The sequence below is a fragment of the Bacillus sp. FSL W7-1346 genome (assembly GCF_038593335.1).
Taxonomy (GTDB): domain Bacteria; phylum Bacillota; class Bacilli; order Bacillales; family Bacillaceae; genus Bacillus; species Bacillus altitudinis.
On the sequence record NZ_CP151988.1, the window covers coordinates 3,104,905 to 3,129,754 of the forward strand.

Sequence of the window (24,850 nt, forward strand, 5' to 3'; positions counted from 1 at the left end):
GTATGTGTAGATGATTTAGGTATATTGCGGGTCGATCTGTTTATCTTTTATAACGACATCCAGCTTTCCTGTTGCCGGATGAATCACTAGTCCATGAACAGCTACATCACTTGGCATGAGCGGGTGCTCTTTGACTAATTTCACACTTTGGGATACGCTCTCTTCCACTGAATCAAAGCCTGTCAGCCAGCCCTTTAAATCAACACCTGCGCTTTTCACAATGCTCAAACACTTTTCCTCAATTCTCCGTGCTTTTGCCTTTTCAAGTAAAGGGTCTGCCGCAAGGCCTGCCATTCCGCATTCATGGTGTCCGACAATGCATACTTCCTCTGCTTTCAGCTCATAAATGGCTAGTAAAATACTCCGCATGACACTGCCAAATGGATGTGTGACGATGGCTCCTGCATTTTTAATGATCTTCGCATCACCATTACGAAGCCCCATGGATTGCGGTAATAATTCCAACAGGCGTGTATCCATACAAGTTAATATAACCAATTTCTTCTCAGGAAATTTTCCCGCCTTGAAAGGCTCATACTTTCTCTCTTTCACAAAATCTGCATTGTGCTGAAGAATCTGTTCTAATGTTGATTCCATCCTGTCATCTCCTATCTTTTTTAAGTGGTTGTAACGCCTTACCTGGCCTCCTTTTCCCTTGTGTGTTCTCAAGCATAGAGAAGAAAAATGATAGAAAAAAAAGAAAAAAATGAGAAAACGATGAGAGAATATGTAAACATTTTCTCTATTTTGCTCTTTGTTCCGCTTCAGCACAGGGGATATGCGGCTTTTGCTTACAAACGATGGCTCTCATTTCACCAAAAGACGATGAAATGGTTTAGTAGAAAATGACCATCCCGTTTAATACACTGCAAATATAATAAATTTTCTACCAAAAAGTCTCGATCTATTTTCCAGTTTGTCAGATTATCTCCCGAAACATCTAGCATTTTTCTATGACTCATCTACTAATCACTCGTTTTTCTACATCATAAAAAGACATCAGATGGCCATGTCATTTACTCTTTCACTATAAAAATCTCTCCTTTTCAGTTATTTCAGTATATTAAATATTGAGCAGCTCATATTCAAACGTGTACTGCCAAAATGGTTGCTTTATAATAAAAAGAGAAAGATGACCATGTGAAAGGAGCGAGTTGATGATGAAACCACATATTTTTGTCGCCAAACCCTTACCTGCCTCTTTTGAAGACATGTTAAAAGAACATTGTACATATGAGGTATGGCAGTCAAAGGATCCGATCCCAAGAGATCTATTATTTGAGAAGCTGCAGAAGGCTGATGGCCTTTTAACATCTGGTACGAAAATTGATCAAGATTTATTAGATCATGCACCCCAACTCAAGGTGGTGAGCAATAATTCAGTCGGCTATGACAATTTTGATCTAGAAGCCATGAGACAAAGAGGCGTGATTGGTACGCACACGCCTTATACACTCGATCATACCGTTGCTGATCTTGCCTTTTCGCTCATTCTCTCTTCTGCGAGGAGAATTGCCGAGCTTGATCGTTTTATCCGCAAGGGAAAATGGACAAAATTTGTTCAAGAGGAAGATATATTCGGCATTGATGTCCATCATCAAACGCTTGGGATCATTGGGATGGGACGAATCGGTGAGCAAGTAGCCAAACGAGCCGCTCATGGTTTTGATATGAACGTTCTCTATCACAACCGGAGCCGAAACGAGAAAGCCGAATCGGCATATGGCGCTGTATATTGCGCACTGGATGACTTGCTGAAGCAAGCTGATATCATTGTGTTAATCACACCGCTGACTGATGAGACGTACCATATGATAGGAGAGCGGGAATTGAAATTAATGAAGCCGACAGCTTTATTCGTGAACATCTCCCGCGGAAAAACCGTCGATGAGAAAAGCCTCATTCAAGCACTGCAGGAAGGGTGGATTAAAGGAGCTGGTCTGGATGTGTACGAGCAAGAACCGCTTCAGGAAGATCATCCTTTCAAGAAGATGGACAATGTCACGCTTGCCCCGCATATCGGTTCCGCTACTGAAACGACAAGAGACCTTATGCTGAAACGAGCTATTCATAATGTGCTTCATGGAATTGATGGCAAAGCCCCTGTTGATATTGTGAAGGAGCTTGCCTCATCTTAATTGAAAAAAGGCGCAGGGAACTGCGTCTTTTTGTTTACGTCATCTAGAGACAGTAGGTCAAAAAGCCTCATTTTCACCAATCTCCTGATTCTTTACATTCTCTTCATATGCCGGTGCTATAATATGAGATAGACAAGCATCAAGAGGACGGCATCCCATTTCCTTTTGAGGAGGATCAAGATGAAAAAAATAAGTTCGATTTTTACTCTGTTCGCTCTGATTGCTGCCATTCTGTTTTCTGGATTTATCCCGCAGCAAGCCCATGCAGAAACACCACTTACACCAACAGCCACAAATGAAACTGCTTCCGTACAGCTTGCACCAGACCTTCGTACCCTTGCCGTCATTAATACCTTTGATGGTGTAGCAGATTACTTAATCCGCTATAAACGACTACCTGATAATTACATCACCAAATCACAAGCGAGCGCCCTCGGATGGGTTGCATCAAAAGGAAATTTAGCTGAAGTCGCGCCGGGCAAAAGCATCGGTGGAGACGTATTCTCTAATCGGGAAGGACGCCTTCCATCAGCTAGTGGCCGTACATGGCGTGAAGCCGACATCAACTACGTCTCCGGTTTCCGTAATGCTGACCGCCTAGTATACTCAAGTGACTGGCTCATTTATAAAACAACCGATCACTATGCGACATTTACGAGGATTCGTTAATCATTGTAAAAAGACAGCCCTAAGTCAAAAGGGCTGTCTTTTTTCATATTGTTTACGGAAGCAGTTTTTGTACGTACTCCTCAAACGGTTGTGAGAGTGGTTTCTTCGATACTTCGTCCTGTTCATGTATCGTGACATGATCCTCTGTCACGATCACACGACCTGTTGGTGTCAGTTTGGATGCAAGCGGTCTTTTGTTAAAAGGAGAGGCTTCATTTTCATAAATCTCATGCCTCAATTGCACAAGTGTATCTTCACCGACTTCTTTCAATGTGAAAGCATAACCTGTTTCAGCACCCGCTCCCCTATCCAATTGGAGTAGATGGGTTCCTTTTTCTGTTTCCTCTTCGTTCACTCGAAAACGAAGGGACGGTGCTTCCACCCATTCACCTGTAAAAGGGACGGGCTGAAGGGGTAAATTCACACCAAATCCTGCATCAATGAGGTAGCGCTCATGGTGATGTTGAAGGACGATGGCTACATGCGTCCCATCCAGTGCCCACTTCTCTGCTTCTTTGTTATATACGGTCCCTTGAACGAGCTGTACAGCGAGACCTGCCTCTTTTAAGACATAATATAAGAGCGGATTGAGGTCATAGCAAAGCCCACCTCTGCTGCCTTCCAGAAGATGATGCTTCAAACCTTCTGGATCCAAAGCATAGGCGTGTTTACCCACCACAGATCTATTTTCAAAAGGAAAGGTATAAGCCATCTTCCTTAGTAAATCCGGCAATTGATCAAACGTAATGGACACGGCTTCGTATCCAATTTTCTGTAAAAAGGCTGATTGAATCACAACTTTCCCTCCTAAAAAAACTGAGCCCTTGAAGAGACTCAGTTTTCTTGATTGATAAAATCCGTTAACGCATCGATGGCTTCTTGTTCATCTGCTCCATCAGCTATTAGTTTGACGGTGACCCCAGAGCTGATCGCAAGGCTCATCAGTCCCATAATACTCTTCGCATTGACCTTTTTCCCATCTTTCTCTAGAAAAATATCAGCACCAAAACGATTGGCTTCTTGAACGAACAAAGCAGCCGGACGTGCCTGCAAACCCGTTTTCAGCTGAATTGTGACCGTTTTTTCCACCATATGATCTGCCTCCCTTTTTTATTTCCCTATTTGAGTGTAACAGCTTGTCCGTTTCTTAATTGTTCTGCAATCTGATCTAGCTTTCTTAAACGGTGATTAATGCCTGATTTGCTGATCTTGCCGCTTTCCACCATTTCGCCAAGTTCCTTTAGTGTGACTTCTTGGTAGTCAATACGCAGTTGCGCAATTTCACGCAGCTTATCTGGCAGAGCGTCTAATCCAATCTTTTCGTCAATGAATTGAATATTTTCAACCTGGCGCAGTGAGGCACCGATCGTTTTATTCAAGTTTGCTGTTTCACAATTGACGAGCCGGTTCACAGAATTCCTCATATCTCGGACGATGCGCACGTCTTCAAAACGAAGCAATGAGTTATGAGCACCCACAACACTTAAGAATTCCGTAATTTTCTCCGCTTCCTTCATGTATGTGATAAAGCCTTTTTTGCGTTCAAGTGTTTTACTATTAAGATGGAATTGATTCATGAGCTCACAAAGGGCATCATTATGTTCTTTGTATAGTGAAAAAATCTCAAGGTGATACGAAGAGGTTTCTGGATTATTCACAGAACCTCCTGCTAAAAAAGCACCTCTCATATAGGAACGCTTGCAGCATCTTTTCTTCACAAGTTCTTCTGAAATGTTGCGTTCAAATACAAATTGTTCACCTAATATCTTTAGGTCCTCTAAAATGGTTTTCGCTCGTTCTACCAGTCTGACAATATACACATTATTCTTTTTTAATCTCATTTTTTTACGAACGAGCAGCTCGACAGTCACATCGTATTTCTTTTTCAAAAGGGTATAAATACGTCTTGCAATGGCTGCGTTCTCTGTCTGTATATCTAAAATCAATTTTCGATTAGAAAAAGATAATGAACCGTTCATACGGATGAGGGCAGAAAGCTCTGCTTTTGTGCAGCAGTCCTTCACTTCCAGATTAGTCAGCTCTTTTTTTGTTTCGGATGCAAATGACATCCTTGCCACCCCCATTCCTATTTTTTCTGATGCAGCAAATCGACAAGCAGCGCAGCTACTTTCAGCGTATCATGACGAATCACATGCTGGTCATATGTAATGATTTCCCCAGGGATGACTTCTAGTCCCATGGCTTTGAGTACATCTGTGTCGAATTGTACAGGCTGCGCCTGCTCTTCTGCATATTTTGCTTTGATTTCTTCTGGAATTTCTTTATTGTTCACAAATATCGTATCGATAAATGGTCGGTCCATATGATCGTTTAGTGCCTGCACATGATCAGCTGCACTGTAGGAAAGCGTTTCCCCCGGCTGTGTCATGACATTACAAATATAGACTTTTTTCGCCTTAGAACGAATCACTTCTTCGCCAATATGCGGTACAAGCAAGTTTGGCAAGATACTTGTATACAAGCTGCCAGGTCCGAGGACGATCAAGTCGGCTTCACGAATGACTTGAATCGATTCTGGGAGCGGTTCAATCGTATCGGGTGTGAGGAACACTCGTTTAATTCGCTCACCATAGGTTGGGATTTTTGATTCTCCTGTTACCACTTGCCCATTTTCTAATTCAGCATGAAGAACAACACTTGAATTCGCTGCTGGCAATACTTTTCCTCTCACATTTAAGACCTTGCTCATTTCTGTGACGGCATGAAAAAAATCACCGGTTATATTCGTCATAGCCGCAAGAATGAGATTGCCGAGAGAGTGGCCTGTTAAGTCATTCCCTTTATTAAAACGGTGCTGAAATAAATCTTCTACAAGCGGTTCGACATCAGAAAGTGCCGCAAGGACATTCCGAATATCGCCTGGAGGCGGAATATTCAAATCATGTCGCAGTCTGCCTGAGCTGCCTCCATCATCAGCAACCGTTACAATAGCGGTAATATCCACTGGCTTTGTTTTTAGCCCTCTGAGCAAAACAGATAAGCCAGTGCCTCCGCCAAGAATGACCACCTTTGGAAGTGTCGTCATCTATTTTCTGCTTCTCTTTTCAATGTCCCGGTGAGTGACATGAGTATAGTAGTCATTTTTAAAATACTCCGATAAGTAGTTCGCTAGCGTCACTGATCGGTGCTGTCCACCTGTACAGCCAATAGCGATCACCAGCTGACTTTTCCCTTCTCGTTTATAGGACGGAAGCATAAAGCTGAGAAGGTCGATTAATTTCTCTGTGAACTTTTGCGTTTCACTCCACTTCATGACATAGGAGCGTACTTCTTCATCATTTCCAGTCTGTGGACGCATGCTCTCAATATAGTAAGGATTCGGCAGAAATCTCACATCAAATACAAGATCAGCATCAATTGGCAAGCCGTACTTAAAGCCAAATGACATCACATTCACTGTAAACACTTGCCCCTGATTCGTAGCAAAGTGTGTGACAATCTTTTCTCGAAGCTGTTTCGGTTTCAAATCCGATGTATCAAAAATCATTTGAGCTCGGCCTTTTAACTCTTCTAACAGATCGCGTTCCATCGCGATTCCTTCGAGCGGCAAACCTGTTGTCGCAAGAGGATGCGAACGTCTCGTTTCTTTGTATCTTGAGACAAGTACCTTATCGTTTGCATCTAAGAATAATATTCTTGGTGTGATCCAACCAAGATCACTCATTTCATCTAAGGCTGCAATTAAGCTATCAAAGAATTCGCGTCCGCGCAAATCCATCACAAGGGCCACCTTGCTCATCTTTGAATTGGATTCCTTCATAAGCTCTAGAAACTTCGGTAAAAGTGATGGCGGTAAGTTATCCACACAAAAGTAACCTAAGTCTTCAAAGCTTTGGATGGCAACGGTTTTCCCCGCACCTGACATCCCTGTAATAATCACAAGCTGAATATCATCTTGTTTGTGCGTATTCATGCCTGCTCCCTCTCCTTCTTTATGAAAACGGTTCATTTATTAGTCTCCTTGAGGATCTAATCGATAAGCAATCAGCTCAAAGTCTGGTGTATACGTAAAAGTGCCGTGGAGAAGTCCTTTCCCTTTCAACATGAAGTCAAGAATATGGGAATCTCCTGGAGCCATCGGCAAGCTGGGTACATCTTTTACATCATGCCATTTTAAAATGCCTTCCTCCGACTCTGATACGTTTTTTCCTGTAAAGGAATCTGCCATAAAGGTGAACATCATCCACTCTTGAACGATTTGATCGCCTTCTTTTATGATAAAGGTAAACACGCCTTTTAGCTGCGGATTTAAAATATAAATGCCTGTTTCTTCTCTAAATTCTCGAACGACTGAATCCTTGACCGATTCTCCGCTCTCCATTTTGCCGCCAGGTGCTACCCACCAGCCTCGTCTTGGCTTTTGCAGCAAGAGAACTTGATCTTCGTGATGCAGCACACAATTGGTTACTCGTTGCATCAGCTGTCACCTACTCTTTTATGTCTTTTTCTTATTATACAGGTTCATCATGACTCCCACAATGAACATGCCCGTTCTTCACTGAAAACAGACAGGTTTTCGTATGAATATGGCGACGGGCACTTTCTCTATTCTTTATTTTACAACATGTAACGGTTCTCCATGCGTCATTTGTGAACATCTCGTGAATTTCTGATTTTAAGCAAAAAAAAGGACACGGATTCACATCCGTGCCAAACATGTATTCCTTATAAAAGGGGGTCAATTACTAGTTTTATCATAACGGATAATTGTTTCACCCGTGTTACATTCCAGTTAAAAGCCCGTGACGCAATATTAAGGATTTACGACAGCTGTTTATTTCATTGCTTTTAGCTTTTCAGCAAGCTCTTCTACATAATGCTGTGCACTCTGTGCTGCAATACTTCCATCACCTGTTGCTGTGACGATTTGACGAAGTGTTTTCTCACGAATGTCACCAGCTGCGAAGATTCCTTCAACTTTTGTTTCCATTCTTTCGTTCGTCTCAATGTAGCCCTCTGCATTTGTAATCCCTAGATTTTCAAATGGTTTAGACAGCGGCAACATACCGATGTAGATAAAGACGCCATCTGTTTTGAAGTCTTCTTCCTCACCTGTCACGGTATCAATTAATGTCACACTGCCGACTTTCCCATTTTCTTCATTGATTTCTTTAACGGTTTTGTTCCACATAAAGTCGATTTTTTCATTATCAAATGCACGTGCTTGTAAGATGCTTTGGGCACGAAGTTTGTCGCGTCTATGGACAATTGTGACTTTAGACGCAAAGCGAGTGAGGTAAACACCCTCTTCTACTGCTGAGTCTCCTCCGCCAATCACGACAAGCTCTTTGTTTTTAAAGAAGGCACCGTCACATACAGCGCAGTATGATACGCCGCGGCCGCCAAGTTCTTTTTCGCCTGGTGCACCGATTTTTTTGTATTCAGCACCTGCCGCAATAATAACAGAGCGTCCTTTGTATTCTTTGGAACCAGCTTTGACGATTTTGTACTCTTCACCATCTACAATTTCTTTAATATCGCCATACGCATACTCGGCACCGAATTTCTTTGCATGCTCAAACATTTTATTTGAAAGTTCCGGCCCTAAGATGCTTTCAAAGCCCGGATAGTTCTCGACATCTTCCGTATTCGCCATTTGGCCGCCTGGAATTCCTCTTTCAATCATCAGTGTTGAAAGATTTCCCCGTGATGTATAAACAGCGGCTGTCATTCCGGCAGGACCCGCTCCAATGATGATCGTATCGTAGATTTTTTCTTCTGACACAACTGTCACTCCCTCTTCAATTGCTGCTAGCATTTCTTATTAGAATGCCCTTGGGTGATGCTTCCATTCATGACAGAGAGCATCATTTCCACTCTTAGCTTTTATTCCTTACCCATATCCTATTAAATCTGCGGATAATAAGCGAATCATTTGCTCATATCTTCAAAAAAAGAAAAAGCTTCCTTAAACTGCTGTTTAAGGAAGCCTGTTTACGGTTATATAGTAAGTAATGATTTATTCAACGACTCTTCTTACAACGCCATTGAATGCTTTTTTCCAGTAAACGTTGCTCATAGAGTCAACTGAAACACCGCGAGAGCTGTTATCGTTCAAGAATGTACCGTTTCCTAAGTAAATACCAACGTGTCCATTTACTTTATACGTATCAAAGAACACAAGGTCTCCGCGTTTCATGTCAGATGCACTTACAGCTCTTCCTTTACCTACAAGCGTATCTGTTGTTGTACCGCCAACTGGTCCAAGGTTGATGCCTGCTGATGCAAATGCCCAGCGAACGAATGAAGAACAGTCAAAACGACGTGCGTCAATATCGGCTTGTGATCTGCCGCCGCCCCATTTATATGGAGATTGTCCTACAATCGTAGAACCTGTGCTGATTGCACCTTCGATTCCGCCTACGTTATTGCTAACAGGTGATCCACCGCCAGAAGATGGCTTTTTGCTTGGTGAACTGCTGTTGTTGTTGTTATTTGAAGATCCACTGTTATTTGAAGAAGAACCGCTGTCGTTATTAGAGCTGTTGTCTTCAGCTTGAACACTAGCTTGACGTTGCTGTTGTCTTTGTGCTTTTTCTTCTTTTGCTTGTTGAGCAGCTTCTCTTGCTTCTTTTTCAGCTTGTTTTTGAGCAGCGATTGTTGCGTCTTTTTCAGATGCAATGCTGTTTGCCTCAGTGTTTAACTCGCTGATTTGAGAAGAAGCACTTCCTTTTTGCTTTTTCACTTGCTTGAATAGCTTGTCTTTCTCATCAAGCTGTTTATTTAAGTCAGTTTGAAGTGTTTCAAGCTTTGCAAGCGTCTTTTGAACATCTTCAAGCTTTGTGTTTAATTCGTTTTCAGACTTTTGTAATTCCGCTTTGTCTCTTTCTTGTTCTTTAATGATTTCGCTGTCTGCGTTGATTAATGTAGATACAGCACCTGCACGACTGATGAAATCGCTAAAGCTTTTTGCTCCTAGTAATACATCTATGTATTTCGTAGAACCACCGCTTTCTTGAAGCGCACGTACACGCTTTTTCAAGAATTCGTTTCTTTCTTCGATACGTTTTTCTGTATCAGCAATTTCTTTTTTCAGTGCCTTGATTTCTTTTTTTGTTTTTTCGTTTTCTTTTTGTTTTTCTTCGATTTGATCACTTGTTTTTAAAGCTTTTTCGTCAATTTCTTTTAGCTTTAGCGCAAGTGCCTCTTGTTTTGCCTCAAGCTTTGAAAGCTCTTCTTTTTTCTTTTGAAGATTCTTGTTTACCTCTGACTGCTTGCTGTCTAGTTCTTGTTTCTTTTGTTCAAAGTTCTGTGCATTTGCTTCATGAGTAAATGGAATAAATAAACCGCTCGCTCCAATCACCGAAGCTAAACCGAAAGTAATAAACTTTTTCACGTATAGTTCCTCCTTTGACAATTTCCCAAGCGACATGAGAAAGCAGCAAATTCTCTGCGACCAATCTGTGCTTCCTGTGTCTTTCTTCCTGATGATTCAGTCAGATGTTGACCAGATTGTTTCTATCACTAGGTGTTGCATTATGTATAGTAAAATATTTAAATATATGTCTTTGTTTTAATCCACGAGTTTCATTATACATGACACATCGACAAAATGAGCTAATATTTTTATTACATTTATGTTTCAAATAGATGTCGAGATTGTCATACTTCGCCAAATCCTAGCAAATCCCACCTTTTTATCCAAGAAAAAAGCATGACCTTTTCGGCCATGCTGCTGTTATCTGATTCTATTTACCTATTCAAACCATGAACGCACAAATAACATTCTCATATTTTGACAGCGTTTGAACGCTGATCTGAAAAGAAGCTGCGATCTCTTTTTTGCTGACAGCTGATTCTTCTTGTTCATTCATCCATAGATAATAAGAAGCTGCTGCCCATGCAATGGCATTTTTCTTCTCTACGCCTGAAGCGCGTGCTTGCTGAATAATATGGAATAACCAAAAATATGGCATGTGGCTATCAGGCTGCACCGCTTCTTCCAAAGCAGATGCCGCCTGTTTTGCGAAGACCGCATCTTCTGAAAACGATCGTTCTTCCATTTGATCTTCATATAAAAGTAACTCAATAAACTGCTGTTCAAAGGCCGTTTTCGCAGCGCGGGAATCAAGAACAGATTGCAAGACGTCACGTTCACCTTTTTGTTTGCTGACATAGTAGGCAGTGAGTCGTTCCTCAATTGAAACCATTGGCTCAGACTCCTCTGGTTTGTCTTGCCACGGCTTGATTTCATCTGCATCAATATCTTCTTCCACCATCTTATCCCAAACGGTTTGCGCCAGCGTTTTGTGGCCCGTATAATAGGCTGCACTTGCCAGCCAGTATAAAAACGTACTATCACCTTGGAAACCTGTTTTATACAAAGAATAAAGCCATTTAAATGCCCATTCAAATTCTCCAACAAGGGCAAATGTTGCGCCAAGCTTATAACGCTGTTCACTTAATATTGGATACACGTGCGTTAATTGCTTCGCTAACAGATTGACCTTTTCTTCTTCTTTTTCATAATGATAGAAAACAAGCTGATTACAAAGGGCATGCAGATTACCGGGATTTTCATGAAGGACCCGGTTCAACATTTCTTTTGCCTGATCGATTTGGCCAGAATAAAAATAGGCCAAAGCGAGATTATTATACGCTGACCAAAACTCTGGATACTCAACAATCATCTGTTCCAGCATCTCGATTGCTTCATCCAGCCTGCCGCTTTCTAGCAAATGGTTGGCTTGATCCTGCTTTACAATCAGATCATCCTGATCATAAGGAAAATCTTCATCAACATCGTCACTCATATCAAGCAGATCGAGGAGATCGTCATTTTCATCTGCAAATTCCCCGTCTTCTTCCAGCGCAGCATAAGCAGTGGCGCATCTATATGCCTCTTGAAACAAACCGAGATTCGCATAATTATTGGCTTTAAAGTAGTGACACTCTGACATGTTCTCATCCAAGTGTTCAAGGATAAAATCAAGCAGTTCATTAGATTGTTGGTAATGCCCCATTTCAGTATAAATAATGGCAAGCTGCGACAGCATTTCTACATTTTCAGGCTCAAGTACGATGGCCCGCTGTATCAGCTTACTTGCCCTAGACAGATTTCTTTCTCTATATGCTTTTAGACCTTTATGAAAAAAGTAATGCCCATCTTGGAATAGCTGGACGACTTGTGTGTGATTATTTTGAGAAGTGTATTTACTCACCGATACCCTCCATTTCGAACAGTGTACCGTGTGTAGTATAACATACTTCATGAGTCGTCACATAGAACAAAAGGAAAGGAAGGATTTGTTTTTCATTTAAAAGCAAAAAGCTGGGGGTACCCCCAGCTTTTCATTCCCCTTGATGGCGCTTTTTCAATACCTTTAATACATCATCAAGAGGCAGCTGCTGTTCACGTAATAACACAAGAAGGTGATACAGAAGATCTGCTGTTTCCCATTTCAATTCTTCTTGATCACGGTTCTTCGCTGCAATGATGACTTCAGAAGCTTCTTCCCCTACCTTTTTCAGGATTTTGTCGACTCCTTTTTCAAAGAGATAGGTTGTATAAGCTCCTTCTGGCATTTCCATCTGACGCTTCGCAATGACCTGTTCCAGTTCATTTAAAATGGCAAAGCGGTCTTGTTCTCCCCTTTGCTGTTTCACGCCCTCTTCCGAAAAACAGCTATAGCTGCCTGTATGGCAGGCTGGACCGCTTGGTGTCACTAGAACAAGCAGGGCATCTTGATCACAGTCATAGCGAATGGATGTGACACGCTGGGTGTGTCCAGATGTGGCTCCTTTGTGCCAAAGCTCATTTCTCGATCTGCTAAAAAACCATGTTTCCCCTGTCTCTAATGTTTTTTCATAGGATTCTTGATTCATATACGCCAAAGTAAGAACTTCCTTGCTTTGAGCATCCTGTACAATGGCAGGAATGAGACCTGCATTATTAAAGGTTAATTCGTTTGCCTGTTTCATCTTACCTTCACCCCGTGTTCTCTCAAAAATGTCTTCACCTCTTGAATGGAGGTTTCTTTATAATGGAAAATAGAGGCTGCGAGTGCGGCATCAGCTTCACCTTTTGTAAAAGCCTCCAGCATATGCTGCGCATTGCCAGCACCTCCTGAAGCAATAACTGGCACTGTGACTGTTTCTGATACAAGCTTCGTCAAACGATGCTCAAAGCCCGTTTTCTCACCATCGGCATCCATGCTAGTCAGCAAGATCTCGCCTGCTCCTCTTCGCACGGCTTCTTTCGCCCAGTCACTCACTTCTAAATCCGTTTGACGGCGTCCTCCGTGCGTATAGACCATGTATGCTTGTTTCTCTTCATCGTATTTCGCATCAATCGCAACAACTATGCACTGTGAACCAAAAAAGTCGGCTCCTTCTGTTATTAGCTCCGGTCTTAAAACAGCCGCTGTGTTCACAGACACCTTGTCTGCCCCCGCTCTTAAAATACGCTTCATGTCATCAAGGTGGTTAATCCCGCCGCCCACCGTGAACGGGATAGCGAGAGTGGATGCCACTTGTTTGACCACATCCACCATCGTTTTTCGGCCTTCATGAGAGGCAGATATATCAAGAAAGACGAGTTCATCCGCACCTTCCTCGTCATAGATCTGCGCTAATTCGACCGGATCACCAGCATCCTTCAACCCTAGAAATTGGATCCCTTTGACCACACGCCCTTCCTTTACATCAAGACATGGAATGATTCGTTTTGTCATCATATGCTGTCAAGCCCTTCAAACGCTTCAGCTAAAGTAAATTGCTTTGTGTACAGCGCCTTGCCAATGATTGCACCAGACACACCTGTCTGCTTTTGTGCTGACAGCTTTTGCAGATCACTCACTGCACTGACACCACCTGAGGCAATGACTTGTTTGCCAGTTGCTTCTGCTAATCGAACCGTACTTTCCACATTTGGACCAGACAGCATGCCATCCATTTGAATATCCGTGAAAATGAAGACCTCTGCGCCTTCCTTTGCCAGTTCCTGACCAAGTTCCTCCGCCTTCACTTCCGACGTTTCAAGCCAGCCTTCAGTCGATACAAAACCGTTTCGTGCATCAATGCCAATGGCGATTTTCTCTCCATATTGCGCCAGCATTTTTTTCACAAAAACCGGGTTTGACACCGCTGAACTGCCAAGAATGACTCTCGATACGCCATTGTTTAAATAAAATGCAACATCTTCTTCTGTCCGAATGCCGCCGCCAATTTGGACATTCACATCTAATGAGGAAGCAATCGCCAGCACATGCTCATGATTCACGCGTTTTCCTGCTTTTGCGCCATCTAAATCAACGAGATGTATCCATTTCGCTCCTTCATTTGCAAACAGTCTCGCCATGTCTAACGGTGAATCTCCATAAATGGTTTCTTGGTCATAGTCTCCTTGCACAAGTCGTACACATTTGCCATTTCTCATATCAATTGCTGGATATAATGTAAAATCACTCATTTGCTCACCCTCTGTTCGTTTGCTAATTGAATAAACTGTTTCAACAGTGCCATTCCTGTTGTACTGCTTTTTTCAGGGTGAAACTGCGTTCCAAACACATTCCCCTTCCCAACAACGGCAGGTACTTGCACACCATAGGGTGCACTTGCCAATAGGTCTTCTGGATTCATGCCGCTCACATAATAAGAGTGAACAAAGTATGCAAATCCTTCCGGCACACCTTCAAACAATGGAGAGGGCTGATGAAATGTGAGCTCATTCCAGCCCATATGAGGCACCTTCAGCCTTTGTCCATCCTGATCACGATCCTTCAAAAGAACGACACGTCCTTTTAAAAGGCCTAGCCCTTTTGTTTTTCCTGCTTCTTCACTTTCTTCAAACAACAACTGCATGCCAAGGCAAATGCCAAATAACAGCTTTCCTTCCTGCACGACTTGGTGGATAAACGCCTCAAGTCCTGTCTGTCTTAACAGCAGCATCGCATCACGAAATGAACCGACTCCTGGCAAAATATACGCATCTGCCTTTTTCAGCTCCTCTGCTTCAGAAGACACGATATAAGACGCTCCTGCTCGTTCCAGTGCTTTTGATACGCTAAACAAATTTCCCATTCCATAGTCAATGACGCCAATCATTAGAGCATCCCCTTTGTCGACGGGATCCCTTTCACACGCGGATCAATGGTTGTTGCTTCATCTAAGGCGCGTGCCATCGCTTTAAAAATGGCTTCAATCATATGGTGGGTATTGGTTCCATAGTGAACGATCACATGCAGATTGATTCGTGCTTCAAGGGCAAATTTCCAAAGAAACTCATGAACCAGCTCCGTATCAAAGGTGCCGACCTTCTGACTAGGGAAATCGGCTCTCATTTCCAAATGAGGACGATTGCTTAAATCCACGACTACTTGGGCGAGTGTTTCATCCATTGGAACAAAACTAGAGCCGTAGCGCTTAATTCCTTTTTTATCACCGAGCGCTTCTTTAAACATCTGCCCAAGCACAATGCCAATATCTTCTGTTGTGTGGTGATCATCGACATCTGTGTCTCCTTTTGCATCTACAGTTAAGTTAAAATGTCCATGCTTCGTGAATAAGTCGAGCATGTGCGTCATAAAAGGGACATCTGTCTGAATATCTGCTTTTCCTTCGCCATCAATCTCTAGCGCTAACGAAATGTTCGTTTCATTTGTCTGTCTCGCTGTTTCCGCCTGTCTCATTTTGATTCCTCCCGCTTTCTCGCTTCAATCGATCTGGCATGTGCTTCAAGCCCTTCTAATCTTGCAAAAGCCGCAATGCTTTCCCTATGTGTTTCAAAGGCTTCTTTACTATATGAAATGATGCTCGTTTTCTTTTGGAAATCCGTGACGCCGAGCGGACTAGAAAACCTTGCCGTCCCGTTTGTTGGCAGCACATGGTTCGGTCCTGCGAAGTAATCCCCTACCGGCTCTGGGCTGTAACGCCCTAAGAAAATTGCTCCAGCATGCTTGATTTGACCAAGTAGTGATTCTGGATACGCCGTCAGCACTTCTAAATGCTCTGGGGCTAACTGGTTCACGATATCAACTGCACGATCCAAAGATTCTGTTACGTAAATATAACCATGGTCTTGAATAGATTGTGCTGCAATTGATTTCCTTGGCAAAGTATCAAGCTGCGCTTGCACCTCCGCTTGCACTCTTTCAGCCAATCCTTTAGATGGTGTCACCAAAATACTGGATGCCAATGCATCATGCTCTGCCTGTGAAAGCAAATCAGCTGCCACCTCATGTGCAGTTGCCGTTTCATCTGCTAAAACAGCAATTTCACTTGGACCCGCAATCATATCAATGTCTACTTGACCAAATACTTCCCGTTTGGCAAGTGCTACATAAATATTTCCTGGACCGGTGATTTTATCAACAGGCTGAATACTTTCCGTTCCATATGCAAGAGCGGCTATCGCCTGAGCACCGCCCATTTTGTACATTTCTGAAATGCCCAACTCCTTCGCAGCTACTAGCACAGCGTCAGACAGACGGCCGTCATTTCCTGGCGGTGTCACAAGGACAATTCGCTCAACGCCGGCAACAAGTGCTGGGATCACATTCATTAAAACAGATGATGGATAGGCGGCCGTTCCCCCTGGGACATATACACCGACCGCATCAAGCGGTGTTACTTTCTGACCTAGCATTGAGCCGTCCTTTTGGTGATAAAACCAAGAGGAGGTTAGCTGACGCTCGTGGTATGTTCGAATATTCCGGATCGCCGTTTGGATGATTTGGATCATCTCCGGGTCCAAACGTTCGTAGGCTTTTGTCTTTTCATCCTCCGTCACAAGTGGCTGTTCAATAGAGACACCGTCAAATTGCTTCGTGAAAGACCGTACGGCTTCGTCACCATTTTTTCTCACTTCTTCGATAATCCGCTGAACAGCCAGTCGCTGCTCTTCCGTTCCTGTATCTAGAGAACGCTTGAGTGAGAGAGTGTCTGTCTCACCTTCTTGTATGTAGGTGATGTTCATGATGTTTCCTCCCCTTCTCCTTCGATGATTCTTGCCAGACGCTGCGCCATTTCATCGATTACCGCATCCTTCATTCGATAGCTCACAGGATTGACAATAAAACGTGACGTAATGTCACAAATATGTTCCGTTTCGACAAGCCCATTTTCCTTAAGTGTTTGACCGGTGGAGACAATGTCAACAATTCGATCGGCAAGTCCGATGAGCGGTGCTAATTCAATGGAACCATTTAGCTTAATGATCTCCACCTGCTCACCTTGTTCTCTAAAATAAGAAGAAGCGACATTTGGGTACTTTGTGGCCACACGCGGCGCAACACCGCCCCAGCTGGCTCCCGGCAAGCCTGCTACAGCTAAATGACATTTGCTAATGTTTAAATCGAGCACTTCGTACACATCCCGTGCTTCTTCAAGCATGACGTCTTTCCCTGCAATGCCCACATCCGCTACACCGTGCTCTACATATGTCGTCACATCCATTGGCTTCGCTAAAATAAAGCGGAGATTTTCTTCCGGTACATCAATGATTAGTTTTCTTGAATCTTCGAATTCCTCCGGCAGCTGATATCCAGCCTGTCTTAATAGCCCTGCTGCTTCTTCAAATATCCGCCCCTTTGGCATTGCCATTGTCAACACTTTACCCATTTTGCTCTTCCTTTCTAGCGCCGATAAAATAAGTCACTTGTTCAAATGCCTTGGTCATGGCATCGATATTTTCAATACCTGCTAAGTCTTGGAGAACAATCCTTTTGCCTTTTTTCCGCTCTTTTTCTGCAAAATCAAATGCTTCAAGCCGTTGTTCTTTACTAAAAATCACAGCCTCTTGGGGCTCATTTATTTCTTTTGCGTCGAGTGCCTCAAGAAGACGGTCTAATCGAAGTCCGAAGCCTGTAGCGGGTGCGGGTGCATCAAAGTGAGCAAGCAATTGATCATACCTTCCTCCACTTCCGATCACAGACCCAACATGATCTGCAAATACTTCAAACAAAATTCCCGTATAGTAGCTCATATGACTGACCATGCTTAAATCCAAACGGATATATTCTGTACAGCCGTAATCTTCAAGTGTCTCCCACAGCGCCTTTAACTCCGCCAGCACTTCTTTGCCCTCTTGTGAGACCACAATTTCTTCAGCCTGCTGGGTCACTTCTTGACCGCCGCGCAGCTCTAAAAGCTGGAGCAGCCTTGTTTTATCGATGGATGAGAGCGGCAATTGTTTGACATGCTGCCTGTATCCCACATAATTCTTTTCATATAAAAATCGGCGCAATACGTTTGCCCGCTCCGTATTCCCTAGTACATCTAAAAACAAGGTCTCAGCTAAAGCCACATGCCCGATCGCAATTTTGAAGGATTGAAGTCCAGCATTTTTTAATGCAAACACGACAAGCGCTATGACCTCAGCATCTGCACTAATCGAACCATCACCGATCAATTCAATACCGACCTGCTCAAATTCAGAAGGTCTTCCGCCTTCTCTTTCCTGTGCCCGAAACACGTTGGCTGCATAACCGACTCGAAGCGGATATGCCTGTTCGTGAAGCTTTGAGGCCGCCACTCTCGCAATTGGTCCCGTCATATCAGGTCTAAGCACAAGGGTTTGACCATTTTGATCAAGAAGCTTAAACAACTGCGTATCTGTAATCGCCGATTGAACACCGACTGTATCGTAAAATTCAAGCGTTGGCGTTTCCATTAAACGATAACCCCAACCATTCATGACCTCTGTTAAAGAATGCCTAACCCTTTTCTTCGTCTCATACAATCCTGGTAATGAATCTCGCATACCATATGGTTTTTCAAACATGAACATGTTCCGCACCTCCAACACATTAAAACAAAAAATTCCGAATCCTTTAGTTCGCTAATATGATAATATGCTAACAAAATAAAGTGATTAAATCAATCATTTTTATTTTCCCCTTTTTTTCCTTAATCATTTGTTCATATATTACATTAAAATGACACCTAATCCTTTTTGATCTCTTTGCTTTAGGAACATGCTATAATACTTAAAAATATTGAATAACACAGGAGATTACAGTGAAATTCATCCAGACATTAATCTTAACTTTGTTGTGCGCATGTCTTGTTTATTTCGGCTTTATTTTCATTTCACAATTCGACCAAGTCAAGAAAACAACGTCACCGCAAGAAGCCAAAGAAAAAGAAAATGATACCGCACTAGCAGCAGAAGAAACGCGTTCTACGAAAAAAACAGAAACGACACAATCTAGTTTAAAAGGAAATAAAAAAGCCATGGACGTCATCCTCTTTAATCAAATGGATGCACCAAAGCTTTATAACGGATGCGAAGTCACGAGCTTAGCCATGCTTCTTCATTACAGCGGCTATGAGCATATAACGAAAAACGCATTGGCAAACGAGATGAAGCGTGTCCCGCTCAATTATGAGAATGGCTTAAAGGGAGACCCTCATGACGGGTTTGTAGGCGATATGGAGAATGGGCCAGGTCTTGGTGTGTACCATGAACCCATTTATCAGCTTGCGAAAAAATATGTAGGTAATCAAGCCGTTGACTTAACCGGCAAGCCAGTTAAAAAGGCCATTTACCAATCACTTGAAAAAGGTTATCCTGTCTGGGTCATTACCACTTCGACCTTTGCCAAAACAGATAACATTGAAACATGGAATACACCAAATGGGAAAATAGATATCAGCTTTAATATGCACAGCGTAGTCATCACAGGCTACGACAAAGATCACGTCTACTTAAATAACCCTTACGGAGAGAAGAATCAAAAAGTCGATCGTGAACAGTTTGAAGATTCTTGGAAACAGATGGGCAGTCAGGCGATTATTATTAAAGCATAAAACCCCGCTATTTAGCGGGGTTTTTATATTCTTATTCTGCTTCAGAAACCACAGTAAAACGTTCTCCAACATGAGCAGCTTGTTCTATCTCATCGACAAGTGCAACGGCGTAGTCAGCATAACTCACATAGCTGTCACCCTTTGAATTGACGATAAGATGGTCTTTGCCTTTCACATAAGCACCTGTCCGTTTGCCTGCTGGATTAAAGAAGGCTGCTGGACTTAAAAATGTCCATTTTACTCCTTCGGTCTTTTGAAGATCTTTTAAGTTTTCTCCTTGCTGTGAAGCAGTTGCAAAGTATTCCTTTGGAAACTCTGGTGTGTCCATCAGTCTAGTTGTTTTGGCCTCATCTACAAATAAACTTCCAGCACCTCCCACAACGATTAAACGCGTTTCTGGTGTCTCTTTCAAGAGATGAATGAGTTTTTTCCCTGCTTCTACATGAAGGTGCTCTTGTCCTGCTGGTGCACCAAATGCGTTTACGATCACATCAAAACCTTTGACGTCTCCTGCCTCTAAGTGAAAAACATCCTTTTCTAAAACAGCTGCTGATGAATTGGTCACTTTTTGTGCATCTCGAACGATTGCCGTTACTTCGTGCCCTCTTGATTGAGCTTCTTTTAAAATGTGTTGTCCTGCTTTACCTGTTGCGCCAATGATTCCAATTTTCATGTAAATTCCTCCCACAATATATTGTTATTTTGATCACTTAAGATGTAACCGATATAGTTACAACAGAGGTAAAAAAAATTGAATAGATCATCCAATTTTTTTGATTAAAACCTGCGTTAGTTCACTTAATTTAATCTCAGCAAGCACTTGCTCCATCGCACTCTGGGCACGGCACAAAATTAATTCTAGTACAGCTTGAATATTGGCACCGATCGGACAGTCAGGGTTTGGGCTTTCATGAATTTGAAACAATTCTCCCTCATCCACAACTTCAACCGCTTTATACACATCGAGCAGTGTGATGTCATCCTCACTTCGGTTCAATTGAGAACCGCCTTTGCCAAGACTCGTTGAGATTAGGCCTGCTTTTTTGAGCTTACTCATGATACGGCGAATGACCACTGGATTTGTATTGACACTTCCTGCGATATCCTCCGATGTCTGTAATGATCCTTTTTCAAGTGATAGCAAGGCCAGAATATGGACAGCGACAGTAAATCTGCTGCTGATTTTCATGTTTTCTCACCTCTGTTGTAATCATTATAGTTACACCAAGTTAGAATGTCAACAAAAAAGTCTGCCGAGCTACTCAGCAGACGTAGATTGACGTGCTTCCATTTCCTCTTTTGTATATATCATCCGCATTGGATTACCTCCAACAAAGGAGCCTGCCGGAACATCTTTGTTCACAAGAGTTCCTGCCGATACAATCGCACCATCACCAATTGTCACTCCAGGTAGAATCGTTGAATTTGCCCCAATTAAGACTTCATCACCAATATAGACTTCCCCAAGCCTATACTCTTTAATCAAATACTCATGGGACAAAATGGTCGTGTTATAGCCAATCACACTATTTCGACCGACAGTGATTTTCTCAGGAAACATGAGATCGACCATCACCATTAAAGCAAACGCCGTATCCTCCCCGACTTTCATTCGAAGGAAGGTGCGATAAATCCAATTTTTCATTCCCATAAAAGGCGTATACCTTGCCATTTGAATAAAGATAAAGTTTTTCACAACCTTGAGAAAGGGGACCGTCCGATAGACTTGTCTAAGCGAATTGACCCCTTTGACAGGATAACGATCTGTTTTTCTCAACTTAATCAGCTCCAACAATCGCCAAGAGATCACTCATTTTCTGCAGCATATAATCAGGGCGATGCTTTAACAGGGCTTCTTCTCCCTTAATAGACCAAGCAACACCTGCTGTTTTCGTCCCTGCCGCTTGACCAGATAAAATGTCGTGATAGTTATCGCCAACCATGATCGCCTCATGCGGATCACTGCCGAGCTTGGATAATGCCAGCTGGACTGGTTCTGGATGCGGCTTCTCATTTTGTACATCATCAAGTGTGACAATGACCTCAAAAAAAGGCTCCAAACCAGTCAGCTTTAATCCCATTAAAACCGTATCACGTATTTTTGTAGTCACAATACCAAGCTTAAACCCTCGATCCTGAAGAATTTTCAACGTGTCTAACACCGTCTCGTACTCCGTCACAAGCAGGTCATGCTGTTCATGATTAAACGTTCGATACATCTGAATCATGTCATCTGTCAGATTCGGATCCATTGCAGAGAATGTATCAAATAATGATGGACCAATGAAATGAAGGATATCCTCACGGCTGTATTGACCAGGGTAATAATGATCAAGCGTATGCTGAAATGAAGCAATAATTAATTCATTTGTATTGATTAATGTGCCATCTAAATCAAATAGCACTGTGTTAATAGTTGATTGGTTCATATGGCTTCCTTTCTAACAGCTGTATGTTCGCGCCTCCGCCAGATATAGCTGATGGCAGCTGTCAATAAAATAGCAGAAATAAGGCGAATAAGAAGAAGCGGCCAGACTGGAATACCTAAAGGAATGAAAATGAGTGTATCTTCGACCACCGCATGACACGCCACAAGGAAAATGAAAGCAAGCGTTAAATCCTTTTTGCTGACACCGTCCTCTTCCACTGCCTTCATCATGACGCCTGCCCCGTAGGCAAGACCAATGGTTAAACCAGCCACCATCGTCATAGACGTATTTTCTTTCATTCCAAGCATTCTCGTAAAAGGAGACAGCCACTTAGACAGCGTATGGAGCCACCCTAAGTCTCTCATAAATTGAATGATGATCATGAGAGGAATGACAATACAAGCCAGCTGCAGCACACCAAGAACAGCTTTCTGTAAAGCAAGAAGTACGATCATATACCAGCTAGAAGGCACATCAGCCGACTGAGCAGCTGTCAGCAAACCATATTGCGCCGGCTCCTCGCCTCCCTGCCAAACGAGGTGAATGACAATTGCTGACACGACGGCAAGACTGATTCTCACCAGCAAAATGACAGACACCCGCAGCCCAACCTTCGCCGCCACTGTTGATTCGATGATCAAGTTGTGACAAAAGGAGAGCATGACCGCTAAAATGAACACTTCCTTCACAGGCAGCTCTAATGTCAAGATGGCTGCAATACCCGCATACAAGTTCAGCATATTTCCTAAAACAAGCGGAATGGCCGCTTCCCCTGAAAGACCAAACAGGCCCATAAAAGGACGGATGAATTGTATCATCCAATCCATCACAGGTGTATGCTGCAAGATACTAACGAGAATGGTAACCGGAAAAATGACTTTTCCAAGTGTCCAAGTTGTCGATAACCCTGCTTTCAAGCCGTTTTTCCATGTCTCACCCATCTCTTATCCCCCTTGCTTAATTTGATGAGTTGTTCTCTTTATACCGTATAGATGCATATCCCTTGATTCTTCTAAACACAATCAGCAAAACAGCCACTGCAAATATGGCAATCGAAATCATCTGTGCAATTCGAAGATGCTCAGTCAGCATTAAGCTGTCTGTTCTCATTCCTTCAATGAAGAAACGGCCGATTGAATACCAGATTAAATAAGACAAGAACATTTCGCCTCGACGCAATGATGTTCTACGTAATAAGATTAATATCAAAACGCCTGCGATATTCCATAATGATTCATATAAGAACGTAGGGTGATAGTAGGTCCCGTCAATGTACATCTGATTAATAATAAACTCAGGCAGGTGCAAATTTTCTAAAAAGGCTCTTGAAACAGCCTCACCATGCGCTTCCTGATTAATAAAGTTCCCCCAGCGCCCGATGGCTTGCCCTAGTAAAATACTAGGCGCTGCGACATCGGCGATTTTCCAAAAGGACACCTTCCTCACTTTAGTAAAGACAATCGCTGTCAGCACCGCCCCTATCAGTCCACCATGTATGGCAATTCCGCCATTCCAAATCTTGATGATTTCATTTGGGTGCTGCTGATAATAATCCCATTCAAAGGATACATAATAAATTCGTGCACAAATAATGGCGATAGGAATGGCAAATAAGATGAGATCAATAAACATATCTTTATTGATGCCTCTTTTTTCACACTCCCTTAATGCGAGCCAGAGTCCAAGCAGCGCTCCGACCCCAATAATCACACCATACCAATGAACCGAAATAGGTCCGAGCTGAAAAGCAATCGGATCAATTGGTTGAATTGCTTCATTCATATAGACAGCTCCTATTCATCCTGGCCATTGTCTTCAATGACATCGGCAAGTTTACTTGTAAATTGTTCCGCTGCATTATGTCCCATTCGTTTCAATCTGAAGTTCATAGCAGCTACCTCGATGATGACCGCTAAATTTCGTCCCGGACGTACAGGGATGGTCAGCTTTGGTACATCTGTATCGATGATTCGCATTTTTTCTTCCTCAAGTCCTAAACGGTCATACTGTTTGCCTTGTTCCCAAAGCTCAAGGTTCATAACAATCGTAATTCTCTTATAGCTTCTGACAGCGCCCGCTCCAAATAAGGTCATCACATTAATAATGCCTAATCCACGGATTTCTAGAAGGTGCTCAATCAGCTCTGGTGCGCTTCCAACTAACGTATCCTGATCCTCTTGCCTGATTTCCACGCAATCGTCTGCAACCAGCCTGTGTCCTCTCTTCACTAATTCTAAAGCCGTTTCACTTTTACCTACACCACTTTTTCCAATTAACAGCACACCTACACCATATACATCTACGAGTACGCCATGAATCGCAGTCGTTGGTGCAAGCTTGCTTTCTAAGAAGTTCGTTAATCGACTCGAAAGTCTTGTCGTCTTTAAGCTTGAGCGTAAAACCGGCACTCCATTTTCGTTTGAAGCTTCGATCAATTCCTTTGGTACTTCACGATCTCGTGACAAAATGATGGCAGGGGTAATATCTGTACAAAGAGACATCATTCTCTGCTTTCGTTCGCGTTCTGGGAGCTGTTCAAAAAAAGAAAGCTCTGTCTTCCCTAAAAGTTGAACTCTTTCTTTTGGGTAATATGTAAAATATCCAGCCATTTCAATACCTGGTCTGGAAAGATCACTGATTGTAATGGGACGATTAATCCCTTCCTCCCCACTTACCAGTTCAAGATGAAATTGTTCCATTATGTCCTTCGTACGAACTTTCGGCACGCTTCTTCCTCCTTTTATCGCAGGCGTTTCAGAAATACAGCTCTATTTTATCACTTTCAATGATGAACCCAAAATAGTATTTTATCCTGATCCTGTTTCATCACATTTACTGGTATAG

General features: G+C 42.7%; 27 protein-coding genes and 1 pseudogene. 3 read left to right on the forward strand and 25 right to left on the reverse strand.

The window, feature by feature from the left end; all coding sequences use genetic code 11:
* Nucleotides 1-15: 15 nt before the first annotated feature.
* On the reverse strand, nucleotides 16-597 hold the full coding sequence (locus tag NST09_RS16115; protein ID WP_342493117.1) for a carbonic anhydrase: 582 nt from the start codon (nucleotides 595-597) through the stop codon (nucleotides 16-18).
* A 563-nt stretch (nucleotides 598-1,160) separates the two neighbouring features.
* Here NST09_RS16115 and NST09_RS16120 point away from each other — a divergent pair.
* Together NST09_RS16120 and NST09_RS16125 are read left to right on the forward strand one after the other, a co-directional pair.
* On the forward strand, nucleotides 1,161-2,138 hold the full coding sequence (locus NST09_RS16120; protein ID WP_342493118.1) for a D-glycerate dehydrogenase: 978 nt from the start codon (nucleotides 1,161-1,163) through the stop codon (nucleotides 2,136-2,138).
* 342 nt (nucleotides 2,139-2,480) lie between these two features.
* A pseudogene (locus tag NST09_RS16125) lies at nucleotides 2,481-2,807 on the forward strand (ribonuclease); the annotation flags it as partial.
* Between the two features lie 52 nt (nucleotides 2,808-2,859).
* On the opposite strand, the gene NST09_RS16130 reads toward NST09_RS16125, so the two are convergent.
* From NST09_RS16130 to NST09_RS16210, 17 genes are all read right to left on the reverse strand, one after another.
* Complete coding sequence (locus NST09_RS16130; protein ID WP_017368107.1) at nucleotides 2,860-3,603, reverse strand: arylamine N-acetyltransferase; 744 nt, start codon at nucleotides 3,601-3,603, stop codon at nucleotides 2,860-2,862.
* Between the two features lie 38 nt (nucleotides 3,604-3,641).
* A complete protein-coding gene (locus NST09_RS16135; protein ID WP_008348124.1) occupies nucleotides 3,642-3,899 on the reverse strand; it encodes an HPr family phosphocarrier protein in 258 nt (85 codons plus the stop codon).
* 26 nt (nucleotides 3,900-3,925) lie between these two features.
* The gene (gene whiA, locus NST09_RS16140) at nucleotides 3,926-4,876 is read right to left on the reverse strand and encodes a DNA-binding protein WhiA (RefSeq protein WP_008348125.1); all 951 of its coding nucleotides are present in this window, start codon (nucleotides 4,874-4,876) and stop codon (nucleotides 3,926-3,928) included.
* Between the two features lie 17 nt (nucleotides 4,877-4,893).
* Nucleotides 4,894-5,853 carry a YvcK family protein gene (locus NST09_RS16145; protein ID WP_008348128.1) on the reverse strand — a complete coding sequence of 320 codons (960 nt, stop codon included), beginning with the start codon at nucleotides 5,851-5,853 and terminating at the stop codon, nucleotides 4,894-4,896.
* Entirely contained in the window at nucleotides 5,854-6,741 is an 888-nt protein-coding gene (rapZ, locus tag NST09_RS16150; RefSeq protein WP_025208027.1) for an RNase adapter RapZ, read from the reverse strand. It lies immediately after the preceding gene.
* 39 nt (nucleotides 6,742-6,780) lie between these two features.
* A complete protein-coding gene (locus tag NST09_RS16155) occupies nucleotides 6,781-7,245 on the reverse strand; it encodes an 8-oxo-dGTP diphosphatase (RefSeq protein WP_008348133.1) in 465 nt (154 codons plus the stop codon).
* Nucleotides 7,246-7,602: 357 nt separating this feature from the next.
* Nucleotides 7,603-8,553 carry a thioredoxin-disulfide reductase gene (trxB, locus tag NST09_RS16160; RefSeq protein ID WP_024719880.1) on the reverse strand — a complete coding sequence of 317 codons (951 nt, stop codon included), beginning with the start codon at nucleotides 8,551-8,553 and terminating at the stop codon, nucleotides 7,603-7,605.
* A 234-nt stretch (nucleotides 8,554-8,787) separates the two neighbouring features.
* Complete coding sequence (locus tag NST09_RS16165) at nucleotides 8,788-10,164, reverse strand: NlpC/P60 family protein (protein ID WP_052320275.1); 1,377 nt, start codon at nucleotides 10,162-10,164, stop codon at nucleotides 8,788-8,790.
* Nucleotides 10,165-10,528: 364 nt separating this feature from the next.
* A complete protein-coding gene (locus NST09_RS16170) occupies nucleotides 10,529-11,989 on the reverse strand; it encodes a tetratricopeptide repeat protein (RefSeq protein WP_017357904.1) in 1,461 nt (486 codons plus the stop codon).
* A 130-nt stretch (nucleotides 11,990-12,119) separates the two neighbouring features.
* On the reverse strand, nucleotides 12,120-12,749 hold the full coding sequence (gene hisIE, locus NST09_RS16175) for a bifunctional phosphoribosyl-AMP cyclohydrolase/phosphoribosyl-ATP diphosphatase HisIE (protein ID WP_108611009.1): 630 nt from the start codon (nucleotides 12,747-12,749) through the stop codon (nucleotides 12,120-12,122).
* Nucleotides 12,746-13,504, reverse strand: coding sequence for an imidazole glycerol phosphate synthase subunit HisF (gene hisF / locus NST09_RS16180; RefSeq protein WP_108611010.1), 759 nt, complete (start codon nucleotides 13,502-13,504; stop codon nucleotides 12,746-12,748). The genes hisIE and hisF overlap by 4 nt, the downstream gene beginning before the upstream one ends.
* Nucleotides 13,501-14,238 carry a 1-(5-phosphoribosyl)-5-[(5-phosphoribosylamino)methylideneamino]imidazole-4-carboxamide isomerase gene (hisA, locus tag NST09_RS16185; RefSeq protein ID WP_007500079.1) on the reverse strand — a complete coding sequence of 246 codons (738 nt, stop codon included), beginning with the start codon at nucleotides 14,236-14,238 and terminating at the stop codon, nucleotides 13,501-13,503. The genes hisF and hisA overlap by 4 nt, the downstream gene beginning before the upstream one ends.
* On the reverse strand, nucleotides 14,235-14,873 hold the full coding sequence (gene hisH, locus NST09_RS16190; RefSeq protein ID WP_017368109.1) for an imidazole glycerol phosphate synthase subunit HisH: 639 nt from the start codon (nucleotides 14,871-14,873) through the stop codon (nucleotides 14,235-14,237). Before hisH ends, hisA begins: the two co-directional genes overlap by 4 nt.
* Nucleotides 14,873-15,457, reverse strand: coding sequence for an imidazoleglycerol-phosphate dehydratase HisB (gene hisB, locus NST09_RS16195; RefSeq protein WP_017368110.1), 585 nt, complete (start codon nucleotides 15,455-15,457; stop codon nucleotides 14,873-14,875). The genes hisH and hisB overlap by 1 nt, the downstream gene beginning before the upstream one ends.
* On the reverse strand, nucleotides 15,454-16,743 hold the full coding sequence (gene hisD, locus NST09_RS16200; protein ID WP_050826641.1) for a histidinol dehydrogenase: 1,290 nt from the start codon (nucleotides 16,741-16,743) through the stop codon (nucleotides 15,454-15,456). Before hisD ends, hisB begins: the two co-directional genes overlap by 4 nt.
* Nucleotides 16,740-17,387 (reverse strand): ATP phosphoribosyltransferase, encoded by a 648-nt coding sequence (gene hisG / locus NST09_RS16205; protein ID WP_007500071.1) that lies wholly within the window; start codon nucleotides 17,385-17,387, stop codon nucleotides 16,740-16,742. The genes hisD and hisG overlap by 4 nt, the downstream gene beginning before the upstream one ends.
* The gene (locus NST09_RS16210; RefSeq protein ID WP_079919148.1) at nucleotides 17,380-18,555 is read right to left on the reverse strand and encodes an ATP phosphoribosyltransferase regulatory subunit; all 1,176 of its coding nucleotides are present in this window, start codon (nucleotides 18,553-18,555) and stop codon (nucleotides 17,380-17,382) included. The genes hisG and NST09_RS16210 overlap by 8 nt, the downstream gene beginning before the upstream one ends.
* 230 nt (nucleotides 18,556-18,785) lie before the next feature.
* Here NST09_RS16210 and NST09_RS16215 point away from each other — a divergent pair, with 230 nt between their 5' ends.
* Nucleotides 18,786-19,577, forward strand: a complete 792-nt coding sequence (locus tag NST09_RS16215) for a C39 family peptidase (protein ID WP_342493119.1) — start codon at nucleotides 18,786-18,788, stop codon at nucleotides 19,575-19,577.
* A gap of 31 nt (nucleotides 19,578-19,608) precedes the next feature.
* Here NST09_RS16215 and NST09_RS16220 read toward each other — a convergent pair whose 3' ends face one another.
* The 7 genes from NST09_RS16220 to hprK all read right to left on the reverse strand — a co-directional run bounded on the left by NST09_RS16220 (nucleotide 19,609) and on the right by hprK (nucleotide 24,732).
* A complete protein-coding gene (locus NST09_RS16220) occupies nucleotides 19,609-20,250 on the reverse strand; it encodes an NAD(P)-dependent oxidoreductase (protein ID WP_212046942.1) in 642 nt (213 codons plus the stop codon).
* Between the two features lie 87 nt (nucleotides 20,251-20,337).
* Complete coding sequence (locus NST09_RS16225; protein WP_003213266.1) at nucleotides 20,338-20,766, reverse strand: Rrf2 family transcriptional regulator; 429 nt, start codon at nucleotides 20,764-20,766, stop codon at nucleotides 20,338-20,340.
* A gap of 69 nt (nucleotides 20,767-20,835) precedes the next feature.
* Complete coding sequence (locus NST09_RS16230; protein ID WP_017368116.1) at nucleotides 20,836-21,354, reverse strand: acyltransferase; 519 nt, start codon at nucleotides 21,352-21,354, stop codon at nucleotides 20,836-20,838.
* A gap of 1 nt (nucleotide 21,355) precedes the next feature.
* Nucleotides 21,356-22,006 carry a pyrophosphatase PpaX gene (gene ppaX / locus NST09_RS16235; RefSeq protein WP_017357895.1) on the reverse strand — a complete coding sequence of 217 codons (651 nt, stop codon included), beginning with the start codon at nucleotides 22,004-22,006 and terminating at the stop codon, nucleotides 21,356-21,358.
* On the reverse strand, nucleotides 22,003-22,947 hold the full coding sequence (locus NST09_RS16240) for a nucleoside recognition domain-containing protein (RefSeq protein ID WP_025208037.1): 945 nt from the start codon (nucleotides 22,945-22,947) through the stop codon (nucleotides 22,003-22,005). The genes ppaX and NST09_RS16240 overlap by 4 nt, the downstream gene beginning before the upstream one ends.
* Nucleotides 22,948-22,963: 16 nt before the next feature.
* On the reverse strand, nucleotides 22,964-23,788 hold the full coding sequence (gene lgt / locus NST09_RS16245; protein ID WP_046344550.1) for a prolipoprotein diacylglyceryl transferase: 825 nt from the start codon (nucleotides 23,786-23,788) through the stop codon (nucleotides 22,964-22,966).
* Nucleotides 23,789-23,799: 11 nt separating this feature from the next.
* The gene (hprK, locus tag NST09_RS16250) at nucleotides 23,800-24,732 is read right to left on the reverse strand and encodes an HPr(Ser) kinase/phosphatase (RefSeq protein ID WP_003212943.1); all 933 of its coding nucleotides are present in this window, start codon (nucleotides 24,730-24,732) and stop codon (nucleotides 23,800-23,802) included.
* Nucleotides 24,733-24,850 lie beyond the last annotated feature (118 nt).